This window comes from Halorussus halobius, assembly GCF_004765805.1.
In the GTDB taxonomy this organism is placed as follows: Archaea; Halobacteriota; Halobacteria; order Halobacteriales; family Haladaptataceae; genus Halorussus; species Halorussus halobius.
On record NZ_SBIU01000004.1, the window covers coordinates 112,204 to 129,222 of the forward strand.

At 52.3% G+C, this 17,019-nt stretch carries 14 protein-coding genes; 6 read left to right on the top strand and 8 right to left on the bottom strand.

What is annotated here, in order from left to right; genetic code table 11:
- Positions 1-145: 145 nt before the first annotated feature.
- From EPL03_RS12490 to EPL03_RS12505, 4 genes are all read left to right on the top strand, one after another.
- Complete coding sequence (locus EPL03_RS12490) at positions 146-1,960, top strand: ABC transporter ATP-binding protein (RefSeq protein ID WP_135829673.1); 1,815 nt, start codon at positions 146-148, stop codon at positions 1,958-1,960.
- Positions 1,961-2,043: 83 nt separating this feature from the next.
- Positions 2,044-3,219 carry a glycosyltransferase gene (locus EPL03_RS12495; RefSeq protein WP_135829674.1) on the top strand — a complete coding sequence of 392 codons (1,176 nt, stop codon included), beginning with the start codon at positions 2,044-2,046 and terminating at the stop codon, positions 3,217-3,219.
- 231 nt (positions 3,220-3,450) lie between these two features.
- Positions 3,451-4,521, top strand: a complete 1,071-nt coding sequence (locus tag EPL03_RS12500) for a carboxylate--amine ligase (RefSeq protein ID WP_135829675.1) — start codon at positions 3,451-3,453, stop codon at positions 4,519-4,521.
- Positions 4,521-5,669 (top strand): polysaccharide deacetylase family protein, encoded by a 1,149-nt coding sequence (locus tag EPL03_RS12505; RefSeq protein WP_135829676.1) that lies wholly within the window; start codon positions 4,521-4,523, stop codon positions 5,667-5,669. Before EPL03_RS12500 ends, EPL03_RS12505 begins: the two co-directional genes overlap by 1 nt.
- Before the next feature lie 6 nt (positions 5,670-5,675).
- Here the strand turns inward: EPL03_RS12505 and EPL03_RS12510 are convergent, their stop codons facing one another.
- Together EPL03_RS12510 and EPL03_RS12515 are read right to left on the bottom strand one after the other, a co-directional pair.
- On the bottom strand, positions 5,676-6,317 hold the full coding sequence (locus tag EPL03_RS12510; protein ID WP_135829677.1) for a GNAT family N-acetyltransferase: 642 nt from the start codon (positions 6,315-6,317) through the stop codon (positions 5,676-5,678).
- Positions 6,318-6,387: 70 nt separating this feature from the next.
- Complete coding sequence (locus EPL03_RS12515; protein ID WP_135829678.1) at positions 6,388-7,446, bottom strand: glycosyltransferase; 1,059 nt, start codon at positions 7,444-7,446, stop codon at positions 6,388-6,390.
- Positions 7,447-7,667: 221 nt separating this feature from the next.
- Here EPL03_RS12515 and EPL03_RS12520 point away from each other — a divergent pair, with 221 nt between their 5' ends.
- Both EPL03_RS12520 and EPL03_RS12525 read left to right on the top strand, forming a co-directional pair.
- Positions 7,668-8,915 carry an O-antigen ligase family protein gene (locus tag EPL03_RS12520; RefSeq protein ID WP_135829679.1) on the top strand — a complete coding sequence of 416 codons (1,248 nt, stop codon included), beginning with the start codon at positions 7,668-7,670 and terminating at the stop codon, positions 8,913-8,915.
- A 43-nt stretch (positions 8,916-8,958) separates the two neighbouring features.
- Positions 8,959-10,110 carry a glycosyltransferase family 4 protein gene (locus EPL03_RS12525; protein ID WP_135829680.1) on the top strand — a complete coding sequence of 384 codons (1,152 nt, stop codon included), beginning with the start codon at positions 8,959-8,961 and terminating at the stop codon, positions 10,108-10,110.
- Here EPL03_RS12525 and wecB read toward each other — a convergent pair.
- From wecB to EPL03_RS12555, 6 genes are all read right to left on the bottom strand, one after another.
- The gene (gene wecB, locus EPL03_RS12530) at positions 10,092-11,171 is read right to left on the bottom strand and encodes a non-hydrolyzing UDP-N-acetylglucosamine 2-epimerase (RefSeq protein ID WP_135829681.1); all 1,080 of its coding nucleotides are present in this window, start codon (positions 11,169-11,171) and stop codon (positions 10,092-10,094) included. The two genes, EPL03_RS12525 and wecB, sit on opposite strands and share 19 nt — an antisense overlap.
- 78 nt (positions 11,172-11,249) lie before the next feature.
- The gene (locus EPL03_RS12535) at positions 11,250-12,614 is read right to left on the bottom strand and encodes a nucleotide sugar dehydrogenase (RefSeq protein WP_135829682.1); all 1,365 of its coding nucleotides are present in this window, start codon (positions 12,612-12,614) and stop codon (positions 11,250-11,252) included.
- Between the two features lie 8 nt (positions 12,615-12,622).
- On the bottom strand, positions 12,623-13,588 hold the full coding sequence (locus tag EPL03_RS12540; protein ID WP_135829683.1) for a Gfo/Idh/MocA family protein: 966 nt from the start codon (positions 13,586-13,588) through the stop codon (positions 12,623-12,625).
- The gene (locus tag EPL03_RS12545; RefSeq protein ID WP_135829684.1) at positions 13,585-14,670 is read right to left on the bottom strand and encodes a DegT/DnrJ/EryC1/StrS family aminotransferase; all 1,086 of its coding nucleotides are present in this window, start codon (positions 14,668-14,670) and stop codon (positions 13,585-13,587) included. Before EPL03_RS12545 ends, EPL03_RS12540 begins: the two co-directional genes overlap by 4 nt.
- Positions 14,667-15,491: a methionyl-tRNA formyltransferase gene (locus EPL03_RS12550; protein WP_135829685.1), complete on the bottom strand. Its 825-nt coding sequence runs from the start codon at positions 15,489-15,491 to the stop codon at positions 14,667-14,669. Before EPL03_RS12550 ends, EPL03_RS12545 begins: the two co-directional genes overlap by 4 nt.
- A gap of 54 nt (positions 15,492-15,545) precedes the next feature.
- The gene (locus EPL03_RS12555) at positions 15,546-16,805 is read right to left on the bottom strand and encodes a glycosyltransferase family 4 protein (protein ID WP_135829686.1); all 1,260 of its coding nucleotides are present in this window, start codon (positions 16,803-16,805) and stop codon (positions 15,546-15,548) included.
- Positions 16,806-17,019: the final 214 nt, after the last annotated feature.

Consider the following 17,019-nt stretch of genomic DNA (forward strand, 5'->3'; position numbering starts at 1 on the left):
ACTTCTCCCTGCGGATATATTATGACCGCTAATAGCTTCCATTGCAGACTGGATACAACCAGCTATACGCGTTTGATAAACGACGGGCATTTATACCTCGACTTGAGAAAGGGGACAACAACCGGAAAGCGGTTCGTCTACTACTATGACCGAGAACGACGACATTGACATAGATCTTTCGTGGCGAGAGAAGGGACATGCTCTATATCGAGTTGCGAAGTTTCGGCCACGATACGCGACCGGTATAGTCGTATTAAGTGTCTTGGCAGCGATGTTGGAAGGATTCGGGCTGAGCTTTATCCTTCCAATCATCGAACTCGCGCAAGAGAGCGGTACTCAACCCGAGAACGCCGACGGACTACTCGCGTTCTTTGTGCTCGCGTACGACACTCTTGGGATTCCCTTCACGATGGGATATCTCGTAGTGGGGGTTGCCGGAACCATGACAGTGCGATTTACTGCAAGTTTCCTCGTTGGATGGCTCCGGGGCGCAATCGAGACACAGTACGTGCGATATCTACAGGAAGAGTCGTTCGATCACGCACTGGACGCAAAAATCGGATACTTCGACAAAGAGGGGTCCGACGACATTCTGAACGTTATCGTGACTCAGGCCGAATACGCCGGACGGGTGATTCGATACGCCTTACAGACAGTCGAACAGGCGTTGCTCTCGCTCATGTACCTCGTAATCGCGATATATTTTGCACCAGTCCTGACGGTGGCTACAGCTGCGTTTCTAGGATTCGTGACGTTGGTGTTCAGGAATGTGTTTCAGGGTGGATACTCACTGGGTGATGAGGTCGCGGACGCAAAGGAAGGAATCCAAGAGAACGCTCAAGCGGGAACGCAGGGTATACGAGACGTGAAACTGTTCGGTGTTGCCAACGAACTCCGATCAGGATTCTCCGACGCGGTGGAGAAGTTCGAACGAACCCAAATACAGTTACGTCGAAACGAGTCTGCGATTTCGAACTTCTATCAACTTACAACCGCGGTAACAGTGTTCGTACTAATCTACGCTGCATTGACGTTTTTGTCTCTTTCACTTAGCGCACTTGGAGTTTTTCTGTTTGCGATGTTCCGTCTCGGTCCTAAAGTGAGCAGTCTTAATCAACTGGTCTATCGTATAGAGGGTTCGCTCCCACATCTAATTCGAACACAGAAGTTCGTTCAAGATTTACATCAGAATCGAGAACCCAATTCACCTTCGAGATCCGTACCGGACAGAGTTGATAAAGTATCTTTTGCAGACGTGTGGTTTAGTTACGATGAAGAAGAGGAAACCGTCCTTGAAGGAGTGTCATTTGACGTCGACCGCAATGAGTTCGTCGGATTCGTCGGGCCATCAGGTGCTGGAAAGTCGACCATCGTCTCCCTCCTGAGCAGAATGTACACCCCTGACGATGGCGAAATCCATGCAGACGGTACACCACTCGGCAGTCTGGACATCGAGGACTGGCGATCGAGGGTGTCTGTCGTTCGCCAAGACCCGCACATCTTCAATGACACCCTACGCCGGAACATCACCATCGGAAATCGAGATGCGTCACAAGCGGAGATCGAAGACGCCTGTGAAATCGCTCAAGTGACGGAGTTCCTCAATAACCTACCTAACGGGTACGACACGGAACTCGGAGATCAGGGCGTGAAATTATCGGGGGGACAACGCCAGCGCGTAGCGATTGCGAGAGCGATACTCAAGGACTCGGATCTGCTCGTACTCGACGAGGCTACGAGCGACCTTGACACGGGACTGGAAAAAGAGGTCCACGACGGGATCGAATCGATGGAACGCAACTACGCCATGGTGGTTATTGCTCATCGGTTGTCGACGGTGACGAATGCGGATCGGATTCATGTTATGGAAGACGGAGAAATAATCGAATCTGGACCACACAGTACCCTTATATCTGATAGTGAAACGTATTCAGAGATGTACTCGTTACAGGCCTCATGATGTCGAATGGTGAATGTTGATGTACTGTATACCGGAAAACTGGAAACCAGTAGATTAACTTTTAGGAGACAGTTACAGTCAATATGAACGTCCTTGTCATTTCGCAACTCTATCCCTCTCCAGAGGACAAATCTACCGGTCCTTTCGTTCACTATCAGGCACGGGCACTTGCTGATCGGGGCCACAATGTCCGCGTTGTTTCTCCATGTCCATGGGCACCGCCACTCCCCTGGCTTCCAAACAAATGGGCAAAGTACCGGTCAATTCCGAAAAGCTATGCCATCAATGGAATCGAAGTAACTACTCCACGCTATTTGTCACCCCCTGGTCTGCGAACGCTTGCCATAAGCTCTTGTAGTGCTCGTTGGACACTTTCTAAAACCCAGATTTTGCAGGAGTTCACGCCGGATATCATCCATGCTCATGTTGCGCTCCCGAACGGATACGCTGCGACTGCATTAGCTGATCGCTGGGATATCCCCCTCATCACTACAATTCACGGTGCTGATTTCTATCAATCAGTTGATTCCCCGGGCTGTCAACCGCAGATTCAAACTGTCCTTGATTCGTCTTCGGTGGTAACGGTTAACAGCACTACATTACGCGATGTAGGTATGGCCTATTTTGAATATAATCCCGTTGTCGTACCAAATGGAGTCCCACTTGATGAGATTGAGGAGGCCCGAGCTCTTGACGTTACTATTCCCAATACAGAGAGTAGTCGCGTAATCATCTCTGTTGGTAATTTGATTGAACGAAAACAACAAGAGACAGTGATTAGGGCACTCAGTGTTCTTGACCGCGACGATATTCACTATCTCGTCGTTGGAAGCGGCCCCAAACGCGATGACCTTGAACAACTCGCCTCCGATCTCGATATTTCTGACCAGGTATCGTTCCTCGGATATGTAGATTCACATCAGAGGGTCTATGCGTATCTTTGGAACGCGGACGCATTCGTGCTACCAAGTCGAGACGAAGCGTTTGGCGTAGCGTTCATCGAAGCAATGGCGTGCGAACTTCCAGTCGTTGCTCGTGTTAGTGAAGGCCCAGAAGATTTCGTGAGGGATGGTGAAACCGGATATTTCATCGGTGAAGACGAAGGTGAGACAGAGTTAGCCGAATTGTTGGCAGATCTGGTTGACGATCCGGACGAAATGGCAGCGGTCGGTAAGCGTGCCCGAGAAGTCGTGAAACAGGATTACACTTGGGAAGCGAACGCTGACCAGATTGAATCCATTTATAGAGATGTCACGTGATGTAATCCATTGACTCTACAACCCCAACTAGTACCGAAAACTACGTATGGAATTGGTTGCGATATAGGCATATTATAGAATATGACCGCATTTATTTTCAACTGTCATTATAACGGTTTAGGAATCATCCAAGAACTCGGGCATAAAGGCGTAGATGTTCTTGCGCTCGACTCCTCAAGAGCCGTGGGAACTTTTAGTAAATATGCAGACTACAAAAAGTGTCCAAATCCGATGACGGCAGAAGACGATTTTATACAATACCTCTTGGAAATCGGAGAGTTCCAAGAAGATAAGCCAGTTCTGTTCCCCACTAACGATCAATGGGCTATGGCGGTTTCAAAACACAAGGAAGATTTGTCCAAACACTATCGTCTGTGTGTTGCGGACTGGCCAGTGGTAAATAAACTCATACATAAACAGCAGTTCTACGACTGGGCAACGAAAAGAGAGTACCCCGTTCCCCGCTCTTGGGACACCGAAGAACGTATTCCGGACGACGCGTTCCCAGTAGCAGCGAAACCGGAGTATAGACGAGTTTCCAGTGACAAACCAAGCACGGAAACACTGTCCCAAAAATTCGACGAGATGCGGTTAGAGATTCTGGAGGACCGTCACGAGGTGCAGGAGTTCAAGGACGAAAATGAAAACGTACTCCAGTATTTCATCTTCCAGGAGTACGTTCGGGGATTGTCTAATCGGATGTACACTATAGGGATCTATGCTGATGAAAACTCCGAGGTGCTAGGAATGTTTACCGGTCGCAAACTCCGAGGGTTTCCGCCGGATATAGGGGACTGTAAACTTGGGCAAGCCGAGAACCTACCGTCGTCACTCAAAACGATGGTAAAAGAACTCTGTAGAGATCTCGGCTACACGGGAATCGCCGAATTCGAGTTCAAACGGGACGAGGTTACGGGGAAATTCAAGCTGATCGAAATAAACCCGCGAAGCTGGTCGTGGGTGGGAATCACGCCGTCCTGTGGCGTCAGCCTACCATGGATTGCTTACGCTGATTTGAAAGGTATCGGTGACATTTCGTACACAGAGAACACGGTTTCTACGGGGGAAGTGAAATGGGTACGTTTACTCGAGGATTCGATTAACTGTTTGTATAAGAACGAGCGTGCGGGCTATCCGGAGTGGGATATGACATTCGCAGAATGGTGTCAGTCAATAAGGGCGAGCAAAACAGTGACCGCAGAATTCGATATAAGGGATCCTGCCCCCGGGCTCTACTCCGTGTACAAGTTCATGCGGTCTAACGGTGGTCAACTAAAACGGAAGTATTTGGGTGAAACCTAATGTCGGAAAGCAATTGTGATCACGATATCGACCTCGAGAAACTCGTTCGCGGACAGTATGAAGCCGAAAACCGACCTTCGGAAAACGAGGTCGGCGGTAGAGTCCCCGATTTTGGATACAACGTATTGAACCGTGAAGGGTTGCTCTACGAACCGATAGTCGACAGAGAACATCTCTCGTCAGGTGGTGAGAAACCGAACTGGCCGAATGACGCAGACTTTGCCGTGTGTTTGACTCACGATGTCGACGAGGTTTCTCTGTATTCCGCTCGGCAGGAAGTACGTAACACGGTATCGAAAATAAGACACCGACGGTCAACTGGACAGGCAATGAAAGACCTGATAAAGGGAGGGATGAGAACGATACGGAAAACTAGAAAGCGACAGGACCCGATTCATTGCTACGAACGATGGTTAGAAGCAGAAGAGAAGGTTGACGCGAAATCGACGTTCTTCTTCATGCCGGAGCAAACAAACAAACCTCATGAAACAGATTCTGACTATCGATTCTCGGATACAGTGATTTTTGATGGCGAGCAGTACACCGTAGCAGAAATGATACGAGAGATCGATGCAAGAGGATGGGAGATCGGACTACATCCCACGTGGAACACGTACGACGACGTAGAAGAACTGAAGTTCCAAAAGGGACAGTTGGAGGACGTTGTAGGTCACAAAATCGTCAGTGTCCGTCAGCACTATTTACATTACGATGTCACCAAGACACCTCGAGTCCACGCTAAAGCTGGATTTAAATACGACTCAACATTGGGATTCAACGATAACATTGGGTTCCGGTTCGGTACCTCCTATCCATGGAATATATATGACTTAGAAAATAATGAAAAACTCCAGATTTTAGAAATCCCGTTAATTATTCAAGATGGAGCAATGTTGAGGTCGAATAGGGGCCTTCGGTTAAACGAAGAGTTAGCGTACGATTACATGTTGAGACTGATTGAAAATGTGAGAGAAGTAGGAGGAGTCCTAACTTTGCTTTGGCATCCCTCATATATTCATAAAGAGCCCTGGTGGAGGCTATTTTCAAAGACCTTAAATTATCTAAGTGAGCAAGACATATGGATCGGTTCGCTGCAAGATATCGGCAGCAAATGGTCAAACAAGACCCCTCTTCGGAACATTCCATAACTTAGTTCAATGCACCTCAACGTGCCCTATCTTTTCTCCCCTCCATACTTTGAGAATTGATATAAAATCAGGATAAGATACGATAGACAACACATTTCTTCCCCATAATTTAATGAGGTAATTTTTACCGTATTTATCTAATCCAAATTCATTGTTTGCGCGTAAGGAGGGTTTATTCCTATCCTCAACAATAGTATATGACATATATGCGTTAGAATTAATCAATACATGATTATGAGCTTTTGCAAGTAATTGGGTATAGATTCCTTGCCTCCGAAATTGTGGACGTACATAAGCATTAAATAATAACGCTTCCCCTGGACTTATGAAGAAGCTATCATGAGATACTGGCTCTTGAGGGATAATCGACCAATAATAACCGATCAATATATCCCCATCTGTTGCAAGATACAAGAAGCAACCTTGCGTGCCAAGTCGACTTTCGATATTTTCAACGGAGGATAATTGTCGAAGCCCCTTCCTGAGACGGTTATCTACCTCTTTTAGCCCCCCTTTACTCGATATAGTTATAATATTAATTTCCTTATCTAAATCTACTTTTTCATATTTTTCTCTAGTTGTGAAGAGTATAGTACGTGGCTTAAATATTTTGTTCTGAGCAAAATCAGTAACTTGGTTAATAACCATTAAGCCCTACAAGAGGCAGCACGCTTATATAGTCTTCCCTCTGAGGTTGTTATATGCTTTCTCGTTCTAATTAATCCTGGAGAAATGATGCAACTGATCTTGCTCTATCGATCCACAAATTTCCTTGTTTTAGTGTTGTAACTGACTCTTCTTTCGCTTTTACAAAGCGTTCTGTATCTGCCTGAAGGTAGAGGAGAGTACTCGCCATCGCCTCTGCGGAATCGTCACAGATGAATCCGCAATTGTTGTCGCTTACAAACGAGGCCATCTCATCACAGTTGGTAGTTACAATAGGGAGACCATAAGATAGGTATTCAAATAACTTCACAGCCATTGCTGCGTTATTGTACTCTGTCGGTCGAATTGGTGAAATCCCAACGTCTACATCTTCATACAAGTCGTCAAGTTCTTCTCCAGAGACGTGATGAACAGTTACCCAATCCTCCGCAAAATCCTCACGAACAGCTGATGGCAGCGAATAATACTCCTCTTCTCTACAGACAAGTTCAAGCTGGAAGTCTGATTCCTCGTTCACTTTTTTAAAGGACTTGGCAAGCAAATCGGTTCCGTACCTCTTGGAGACACCGCCAACGTAGATAGCGCGATCAGGTGTTTCGTTATCTGGTTGATTGTGAGTTTTATCTACTCCAGCCGGAGGTAGTGGTTCAACTTGAGTAGAGACCTCCAAGAAGTCAGAAAATGACGTAGAGGGACAATACAAGACATCTGCAACGGTGTCGAATACTTTGAGATCACTTCGATAGCGAAGTTGGAGTTCCCACTTCTTGAGACCAGTTGGACCGAACAATTCAGGGAATTTCCAATATATATCTCGGTAAAAGATACCCGTCGGAATCCGGTTTCTGTATAGGTAGTAGTAGATACGATAATCTACGAAGGGGTTGGTTGGCCATGTGCTGGGTTCTGAGTAACAAAAGACATATTCTCTGTCGTTTTCCATGACCGTTTTAAAATCTCGAAGCCGATTCTCTGCTGGACCGGATATAAGATCCACAGTATACCCTAATTCTTGAAAAGATTGATACATCTTCGCAGGCCGAACTTTTGATCCGCTATCTGCTTTGCCCGTGAGCTTTGTTGGAGTATGGAACAGGATTCGCCCACTCATTACTATCACTGGTACCTGTGTCTCTTAAATAAAATGCTTGGAAGTGACTTCTTGGATCAGTACCGTATTAAGCCAATAATGGTCCTACCATCGGTTTTCTAACTACTCAGTATAGTTCTGCCACAGTGTAACTCAATTTATTAAATCCAGAGCGGTTCTATCCTCAATGCTGAAGCGAAATATGAAAGAGACTATATGCCGACAAGGTTTGGTGACAAATAATGAACGCAAGCGGTGACCTGCCCACCAGGAAAGAAAATTTCTCAGAATACGTAGATAAATTAAAGAAATTTGGAATACTTCTTACAATAGCTACTTTTTCTATTTACTTTTTTAGATATACGTTCAGTAGGTTCTTACCTCTTCCGCCCATCCTGTTATCGAATTATACGTTACTACCAATTTTTATTTTAGCGAGTGGGCTATATGTTTACCCTCGCCTCTATCTGCCAAAGGTCGCGGTGTCTTTAGCGGGATTATTTTCGTTACTAGTAGTTTACTACGGAGTAACAGCAATTTGGTCTCCATTGTCAACGTATGCTATTCGTAAGTCGTACTTAGTCTCAATAAGACTCCTAGTGTTATTCCTGTTCTGTACGATAGTAGTTTCAAGCAATGAGAAGAGAACAAAAATTTTTTATCTAATTACGCTTGCTTCATCTCTCCTCGTCACAGGACTTTTACTACACGAATACCTCGTAGTTGGAGAAATAGTATCTGAGGAGTTTTCCAATCACTATATTAATATAAATAGAATCCTTGGACTCGGCATAATTCTTTCTATTTTCGTTGCACTGAAGTACAAACGACTGTCTCTCCGAGCCATCATTACGGTTACATCATTAATTAATCTATACCTTATGACGCAGACCGGTGGAAGAGGTCCACTGATCGCAGTAATCGGAGCCACTTCGATATACGGTATCTGGATGAGTTTCCTAAAAAACAACAATGCGAAAGAAATGATAAAGAACGGAATTATTCTAATGGGAAGTATTTTATGTGTTATCTTTTTCCTTTTTGCGCTATTTGATGGAGGCAAAACCATTATTCGATTAACAAGGTTAGTTCACGAACCAGGAGGTAGCGTAATGGTAAGGATAGATATGATAGTAGCTAGTATAGGCATGTTCGCTCAAAGCCCTCTATTAGGACATGGTGCGGGCGCATTTCAAACACTCTACTCAAAACCCTTTCAGTACCCCCACAATATATTTTTTGAGCTCCTAGTAGAGTCAGGAGTGATAGGACTTTCTCTGTTTATATGTTATATCACATATATACTGTTAATTATTGCTAGGTACGGTAGAAGAGACCCAATCCAGTCGGGTGTAATTCTATCATTATTCGTCTTTTTCTTACTTAACGCATTCGTCTCCTCTGATATTCCAGGAAACGCAAAACTGTTTATTTATTCGTCTACAGTTCTGTCGCTTGTGAGGACAGCGGAGGAGACTCAAACCACATAGTAATGTGTGAAAATTGTTTGGGTAGAACGATCCGACATATTTAATGTCGCAGTCGAGCGTGATTTCACCAGTGACTAACGTTGTTCATCTCACTACGGCCCATGGACCTTTCGACACCCGAATTTTGCACAAGGAAGCAAAATCACTAGATCGGGTAGGCTACGACGTTTCGCTTATCGTCCACTACGACGCCGACGAAACCGTCGACGGCGTCCAAATTCAGTCACTGGGAACTGCCGACAGCCGGATCGAGCGATGGCAAAGTATACCGAAAGCTTATCGGAAAGCAAAGAACGCGAGCGGGGACATCTATCACTTCCACGATCCAGAACTCCTTCCAGTCGGTCTTGCGCTGAAGCGAACAACAGACGCCCGCATCGTCTACGACGTACACGAGAACTTCGGGAACATCATCTCCACCCGCGAGTGGATTCCGAAGCCGATTCGACCGGTTCTATCGAAGACGTACCCCTGGATACAGTCCCGAATCGCTCGGCGCTTCGACGCATTAGTCGCCGCAACCGAGTGGATAGCTGAACCGTTAAAACAGAGAGGCCACTCACCGGTAGTTACCCTCCACAACTTCCCAGCAATCGAGCAGATGACAATCTCCGACGTGTCGGTCGAACGCGACCACGAGTACGTCCTCACTTACGTCGGCGGGCTCTCGGAGGTACGAGGCGTCCACAGGATGCTCCGAGTCACCAAATGCCTCCGAGACGAGGGATACGACGTTGGACTGTGGTTGCTCGGGCCGTTCATGACCGACGAGACGGAACGAAAAGTCAAAGCCTACATCGCTGAGAATAATCTCGACGACCACGTCCGTCTGTTCGGCTACGTGGCGTACGAGGACGTTCTCGGCTACCTCTCACGTGCAGACGTTGGTCTCGCACTCGTCGACCGCGACCACTATCGCGGGGGAATCCCGACGAAACTGTTCGAATACATGTATGCAGAACTCCCAGTTGTCGTGACCGAGATCGACGCCACTGACCAGTACTTTCCCGACGACTGTGGCATTGTCGTCCAACACCCAACCACCGAGAACTACGCCGACGCTATCGAGAGTCTGCTGATCGACGACCAACGCCGCGAAGCACTCGGCGAAAACGGTCCGGAGTACGTCCGCTCGGAGTTCAGCTGGGAAGTCGAGAAAGAACGCCTCCTCGACCTCTACGACTCGCTCTCGTAACGTCCTTCGAGCGCCAAACGGACCTTCTCCGCTGCGTTCCCGTCGCCGTAGGGCTCGGGCTTCTCCCGGTCGAGGTCGAACCCCCGATCCAGCGCCGACCGTATCGCGTCCCGGTCGGCACCGACGAGGACGTTCCAGCCACTCTCGACCGTCTCGTCCCACTCGGTCTCTTCGCGAAGCGTCACACAGGGCGTATCCAGGAAGAACGCCTCCTTCTGGACGCCGCCCGAGTCGGTGACGACACGCCACGCACCGTCGAGCAGTCGGACGAAGTCGAGGTAGCCGACTGGGTCGATAAGCGTCACAGCCCTCTCGGCGTCCTCACGTAACCCGTGTTCCTCCAGCCGGGAGACGGTCCGCGGATGGGCGGGAAGCACGACTTCGCGCGAGACCTCGCCGAGCACGTCGACAATCGTCGCGAGGCGCTCCGGTTCGTCCGTGTTCCGCGGCCGGTGGACAGTCGCCAGCGCGTACTCGCCTTCCGAAAGTGAGAGGTCGTCTAGAATCGAGGACGCGTCCGCAGCGCGCTCGCGAGCCCAGAGGATGGAGTCGTACATCACGTCGCCCGTATTGTACACTCGGTCCTCGACGCCCTCCTCGCGGAGATTCGCCGCCGCGCGCCCGCTCGGGACGAACAGGTAGTCCGACGCGTGGTCGGTCAGCACGCGATTTACCTCCTCGGGCATGTCGCGGTTGAAGCTCCGGAGCCCTGCCTCGACGTGGGCCAGCTCGGGGTCCATCTTCGACGCGACGATGCCGGCCGCGAGCGTCGAGTTGGTGTCGCCGTAACAGAGAACGACGTCTGGTTCGTGCTCGTCGACCAGTTCCTCCAGCCCGGTCATCATCGCCGCGGTCTGTTCAGCGTGTGAATCGGACCCCACACCGAGGTTGTAGTCCGGCTCTGGGATACCCAGCTCATCGAAGAACACGTCCGACATCTCCTCGTCGTAGTGCTGGCCGGTGTGGACCAGAATCTCGTCGTGCTTCGGACGGAGTTCGCGCGAGACCGAGAACGCTTTGATGAACTGCGGTCGGGCACCCACGACGGAGAGGATTCGCATGGTAGACGACCAGACGAAAAAGCACCTTATACTATTCGATAGCGGCCGCCGAAATGACCTGACGGAAGGCCGTTCGTTCTACTGCAGTCCGCTCCCGATGGTGTACACGCGATGGTCCGTGTCGGCGAGGTCCAGCGACTGCCGACCGTCGACGACCACCATCGGGTCGAACCGCTCCCACTCGATGGCCTCAAACTCGTCCTGTGGCGTGACCATCACCGCGGCGTCAGGGTCGCAATCGTAGACATCCTCCAGTGCGGTCGGCGTCCCGGCGAACGCGTCAAAGTCGTCCAGAATCGGATCCACGATTCGTACGTCCGCGCCGAGATCCGCCAGTTGCTCCGCGATGGGAAGCGCGGGCGTCGCCCGGATCTCCTTCACGCCGGGCCGATACGTGAGCCCCAGCACCAGTACCGTCGCTCCGTCGATATCTCGGCCCTCCGCCGCGAACTCCTCTCGGAGTTTCCCCACGGTGAACTCGGGCATTCCGTCGTTGATCTCGCGAGCGGTCCGCAACATGGGAGCGTCGGTCTCGAACGGGTGGATGAGGAAGTACGGGTAGTACGGGATGCAGTGGCCGCCCACGCCCGGGCCAGGCGTGTGTAGGTCGACGTAGGGTGCGGTGTTCGCCGTTTCGAGGGCTTCGTTCACGTCGATGCCGAGTTCGTCGGTGAATCGCGCCAGCTCGTTCGCGAGTGCGATGTTCACGTCGCGGTACAGACCCTCGAACAGCTTCACCGCCTCCGCGACCGTGACGTCCGAGGTCGGGATTACACCCGCGCTGTTTATCTCCTCGTAGATGGCTTTCGCCGCGGACGTACTCTCCTCGTCGGCTCCACCGACGACCTTGGGGTACGCGCCCCGGATGTCCTTCAGGGCGCGGCCGCTTGCCGTTCGCTCAGGACAGAACGCCAGCCCGAACTCGCCGAGCGACATACCGCTCTCCTCCTCGAGTATCGGGAGGACGACGTTCCGGCACGTCTGGGGCGGAACAGTCGATTCCACGATGACGAGATCACCCTCGTCCAGCCCCGAACCGATGTCCTCGCTTACTGCGCGAACGACCGAGAGGTCCGGCCTGTTGTCCTCGTCGATGAGCGTCGGGACGATGACGACGTGTATCGAGGCGTCCGACGCCGCGTCCTGGGGGGCTTCGACTACTCGAAGTGCGTCGTCCTCTACGAGACCCGCGACGAGGTCGTCTAGTCCCGGCTCTCCGTCGACGTGACTCTCTCCGCGCTCGATAGAAGCGACGACCTCCGAATCGATGTCTGCACCGACGACGTTTCCGGTCACGTCGCCGTACACCGCCGCGAGTGGCAGGCCCATCTTGCCGAGACCGTACACCGCGACCGGTATCCGTCCCGACGTGAGGGCGTCGCGTCGCTGCTCCTCGGTGGCGTCTACGCTATAGATCGACTGTAGCGTCTCTGTTTCGTTCATCGGTCTTTCTATCGACCGGACCTTTCACCGGCCAGTTGCTCGATTTCGTCGACGTACTCGACCGCCCGAAGCCCGTCCTCGCCAGATACGACTGGCGTACTTCCGGTGCGAGCCGCTTCGACGAACGCCAGAAGTTCGCTCTTCAGCGGTTCGGCGTTCTCGACCATCGGGCGCTCGACGATGCTCTCGTGGCGGTAGCGGATGTCGCCGTTCTCTTCGATGTACTCGGGCAGCGAGTGCCGATAGATCTCGACCGTCTGGTCGATGTAGTCCACCGCGATCTGGCAGGAGTGAGCCGTGATTGTCAGCTCGCGGACCTTCCGCTGAGTGACTCGACTCGCGGTCAGACTCCCGACAGTACCGTCCGCGAACTCGAAGTTGGCGGTAGTGTACGCCTCGTCGGTGTCGAATGCCGCGACCGAGGACACCCGCCCGTCGATGAGCCAGAGCAGGATGTCGATATCGTGGATCATCAGGTCCCGCACCACGGTATCGCCGAGATGGCGTTCGATGGGCGGACCGAGGCGTCTCGCGTCGACGCTGATGATGTCGAGGTCGGGCACGATGTCTCGAAGTGCCATGACCGCAGGGTTGAACCGCTCTATGTGACCGACCTGAACGATGACGTCGTTCCGGTCGGCCATCGCGAGCAACTCTTCGCCCTTGTCGCGGTCGTCCACGAACGGCTTCTCGACGAGGACGTCGACGCCCTGCCCGATGGCTTGCTCGGCCATCTCGTAGTGGTACGCGGTCGGAACCGCGATGGAGACCACGTCGGCGCGGTCGAGCAGTTCGTCGAGTTCGCGGGCTTTCGTCCCGTTCTTCTCGGCGACCTTCCGGGCCTGTTCGTCGTCGACGTCGTACACGCCCACGAGGTTCGCCTCGGGGAGTTCGTTGTAGACGCGAGCGTGGTGTTGGCCCATGCTGCCGACGCCGATCACGCCAGCGTCCGTCTCGTTGGATTCGTCCGTCATCGGTGTGCCTCGTAGTCGAGCATCGCTTGTGTTATCGTTTCGACGTCGGCCGTCGAGAGTCCGGGATGGACGGGGAGCGACAGCACTTCGTCGGCGAGTCGTTCCGCGACCGGCGCGCCGCACTCGACGTGACTGTACGCCGGCTGCTCGTGGATGGGCGTCGGGTAGTAGATTCCAGTACCGACACCGGCGTCCTCCAGGAACTCCGCGAGGCCGTCGCGGTCGTCCGCTCGAATCGTGTACTGGTGGTATGCGTGCGTTCGGTCGTCGGGTTCAGTCGGCGTGGTGACGTTCACGTTCGCGAGCGCTCGGTCGAGGAGCGAGGCGTTCGCCCGCCGCGCCTCGACGTACTCGGGAAGTTTCTCCAGTTGCGCGCGGCCGATGGCGGCGGCGACGCTCGTGAGTCGGTAGTTGTGACCGAGTCGAATGTGTTCGTACCCGCCGTCTGCCGACCGGCCGTGGTTGGCGAAGCTCGCAGCTTTCTCGGCGACGTCTTCGCGGTCGGTGGTAATCATCCCGCCCTCGCCCGTGGTCATGTTCTTCGTCGGGTAAAAGGAGAAACATCCCACGTCGCCGAACGAGCCGACCGTCTGTCCGTCGTACTCCGCGCCGTGGGCCTGCGCAGCGTCCTCAACGAACGCGAGGTCGTAGTCGTTCGCAATATCTTGGAGTGCGCTCAGGTCCGCCGGGAGGCCGTAGAGGTGGACCGCGAGGATGGCGTCCACGTCCCGCTCGCGGACGATCTCCTCGACCGCATTCGGGTCGAGGTTGAACGTCTCAGGCTCGATGTCGGCGAAGATTGGTTCCGCGCCCGCGAGTCGAATCGCGTTCGCGCTCGCGACGAACGAGAACGGCGACGTTACCACTTTGTCGCCGTCACCGATGTCGAGCGCTTCGAGCGCGGTGTGGAGCGCGGTCGTCCCGTTCGAGGTAGCGACGCCGTGGTCGGTGTCACAGAAGTCGGCGAACTCCCGCTCGAACTCGCGGACTTCGGGGCCGTCCGCCAGCATCCCCGAATCGAGAACCTCCTGGACTCGCTGCTTCTCTTCGTGGTCCATCTCGGGAGCGGCTATCGAAATCATTGTTCTACGGAGACCGGGTGTTCGTCGTCCGTCTGCTCCGGGGCGGTCACCGGAAGGTTCTCGTAGGAGGTCCTGGTGAGGTACACCTTCCGGTTGCCGATTCTCGTATATGCGGGCTCGAAGGGCGGAAAGTCGAGCGCCCGAATCTTGTCGTACACCGCCAGCGACTCGTCGCCGGTTAGCCGTTCGAGGGGAATCTCCTTCTCGCCGTCGAGACTGGTCTTGTTGTAGAAGTACGTCTTCCCGTCGAACTCCGACTGTGGCGTCCGCATGGCCCGTACCTTCCCGGAGACGATGTTGGGTAGCTGTTCCTCGAACAGCTCGGTAGAGGCCCGTTCGGTCTTCTTGTAGAGGGACTTCGAGGTGTCGTCCTCCGTGATGTCCACGAACTTGCGTGCGACGATGTCCCCCTCGTCGACTTCCTCGGACATGAAGTGGAGCGTGGTGCCGTACTTCCAGTAGTCGTCGTCGCGGGCGTTCATGATCGCGTGGCTGAAGGTGTTACTACCACGATACCGCGGGAGTTCGGCCTGATGGAGGTTGAGGCCGCCGTACGTCGGGTGCTGGAGCAGGTCCTCGCCGAGGATGTCGAAGTAGAGAACGCTGATGATGTAGTCGATGTCGTACTCGAACACGTCTGCTTCCTCGACGACTGGATATCCTTTCTCCTCAGCTGCGGTTCGAAGTGACCCGTCCCACCAACCTTCGTGGTCCTCGGGATACGTCACGACCGCTTCGACGGTTATCTCGGGATGGTCGTGGAGGAGTTCGAGGCAGGCCCGACTGAGTGGGCGACTTCCAAAAAGTGCCACTGAAGGCATACGTCATTGGTGCCATGACGGTAGCTTAAAGCCATTGATTCGCCGAGCGGTCGGTCACTCCCTGGCGAGCGATTCGAGATTCCGGCGATAGTCGTCCGCGATGCTGTCCCACGAGAAGTGTTCTCTGACGTATGTCGCTCCGTTCTCACCGAGTCGTTCGCGTCGGTCGGGTTCATCGTAGAGTTGTTGAATACTCTCTACGAACTGAACGGCGTTCTCAGGTTCGAAGACGATTCCGGCCGTTGCTTCTTCGATGATTCGTTCTGATTCACCGTACACCCCAAGAGCAATCGGATTTCCACTCGCCATCGCTTCGAACATTTTGAAAGGCATTGATGCTCTCGTTAACCCCTTGTCTTTGACGTGAACCAGGGATACGTCCGTTAGCTCGAGGAAATCCGGAACCTCTGACATCGGACGGCGATCAACAAATAACACGTTGTTTATTCCCCGTGTTTCAACCAATCGCTCTAACTTCTCTTTCTTTGCACCGTAGCCAACGAGAACGAACAGTACGTCATCGTATCCCGATTTATTTTGGAGTCTCTCTGCAGCATCTATAACGACCTCTAAACCATGTGATCTCCCAATCGTACCGACGTGGGAAATGACGAAGTGGTTTTCGAGAGTCTGACGGAGCTCCCTATCAATTTTCCACTGATCGCCCCCGTGTTCAAAGAAAGTGGGTTCTACTCCATTCGGATGAAACCAAATGTCTTTATATTCAACACCCTTCGCTGTTAACGCTGATTCGAATCCTCTCGAGACAGCGGCAATTTTATCCGCTTGGCTATAAATAAATTTGACAATTATATTAAGGCTACTGAGTAGAACAGGATCGTCTAAACTACTCAGTTCCTCGATAGATTCGGGCCATAAGTCACGGATTTCAAATACAAATTTAGCACGGCGTATGCGGGCAATCAGCCATCCTGAAATACCCGTAAATGGTTGTGGGGACGTAGCAATTACCACATCCGGTTTGGAAACTCGCAACCCGACCACTACGCTAACAATCATAAACCAGAGGAACTTCATAGCGCGCCGAACGAATCCCTCCGTTGAGGCGGGAAGCGTCTTCGTCATGTAGACGGTTACGCCGTCGCGCTCCTCGCGCTGGAGCCACGCGTTCTCGTAACCGTCGTATATCTCGCCCTCCGGATAGTCCGGTGCCGACGTCAGGACCGTGACGTCGTGGCCAGCGTCCGCCCAGCGTTTCGTCAGGGCGTCTACCCGAGTTGGCGGCGCACCTGTTTCGGGCGGGAAGTACTGCGAGAGAAACAGTATCGAGAATGGCTCATTCGACTCGTCCATAGAAGGTAGTTCCCGAAAAGCACTAATTGCCTTTTGATTCCTCTCGGACGTTCCTCGTCAAGGTTCGTCATCTTTGAGAAGATAAACCATTAGAATATATTCACGGCGATTTTCTAGTAATGATAGGATTATAACGTGCTACTCGTCAAACTTCCCCGCCGATTTTGGCTACGCTATTTCGTGATGGAAATGGAGCATTGACTTCGGGAAAATC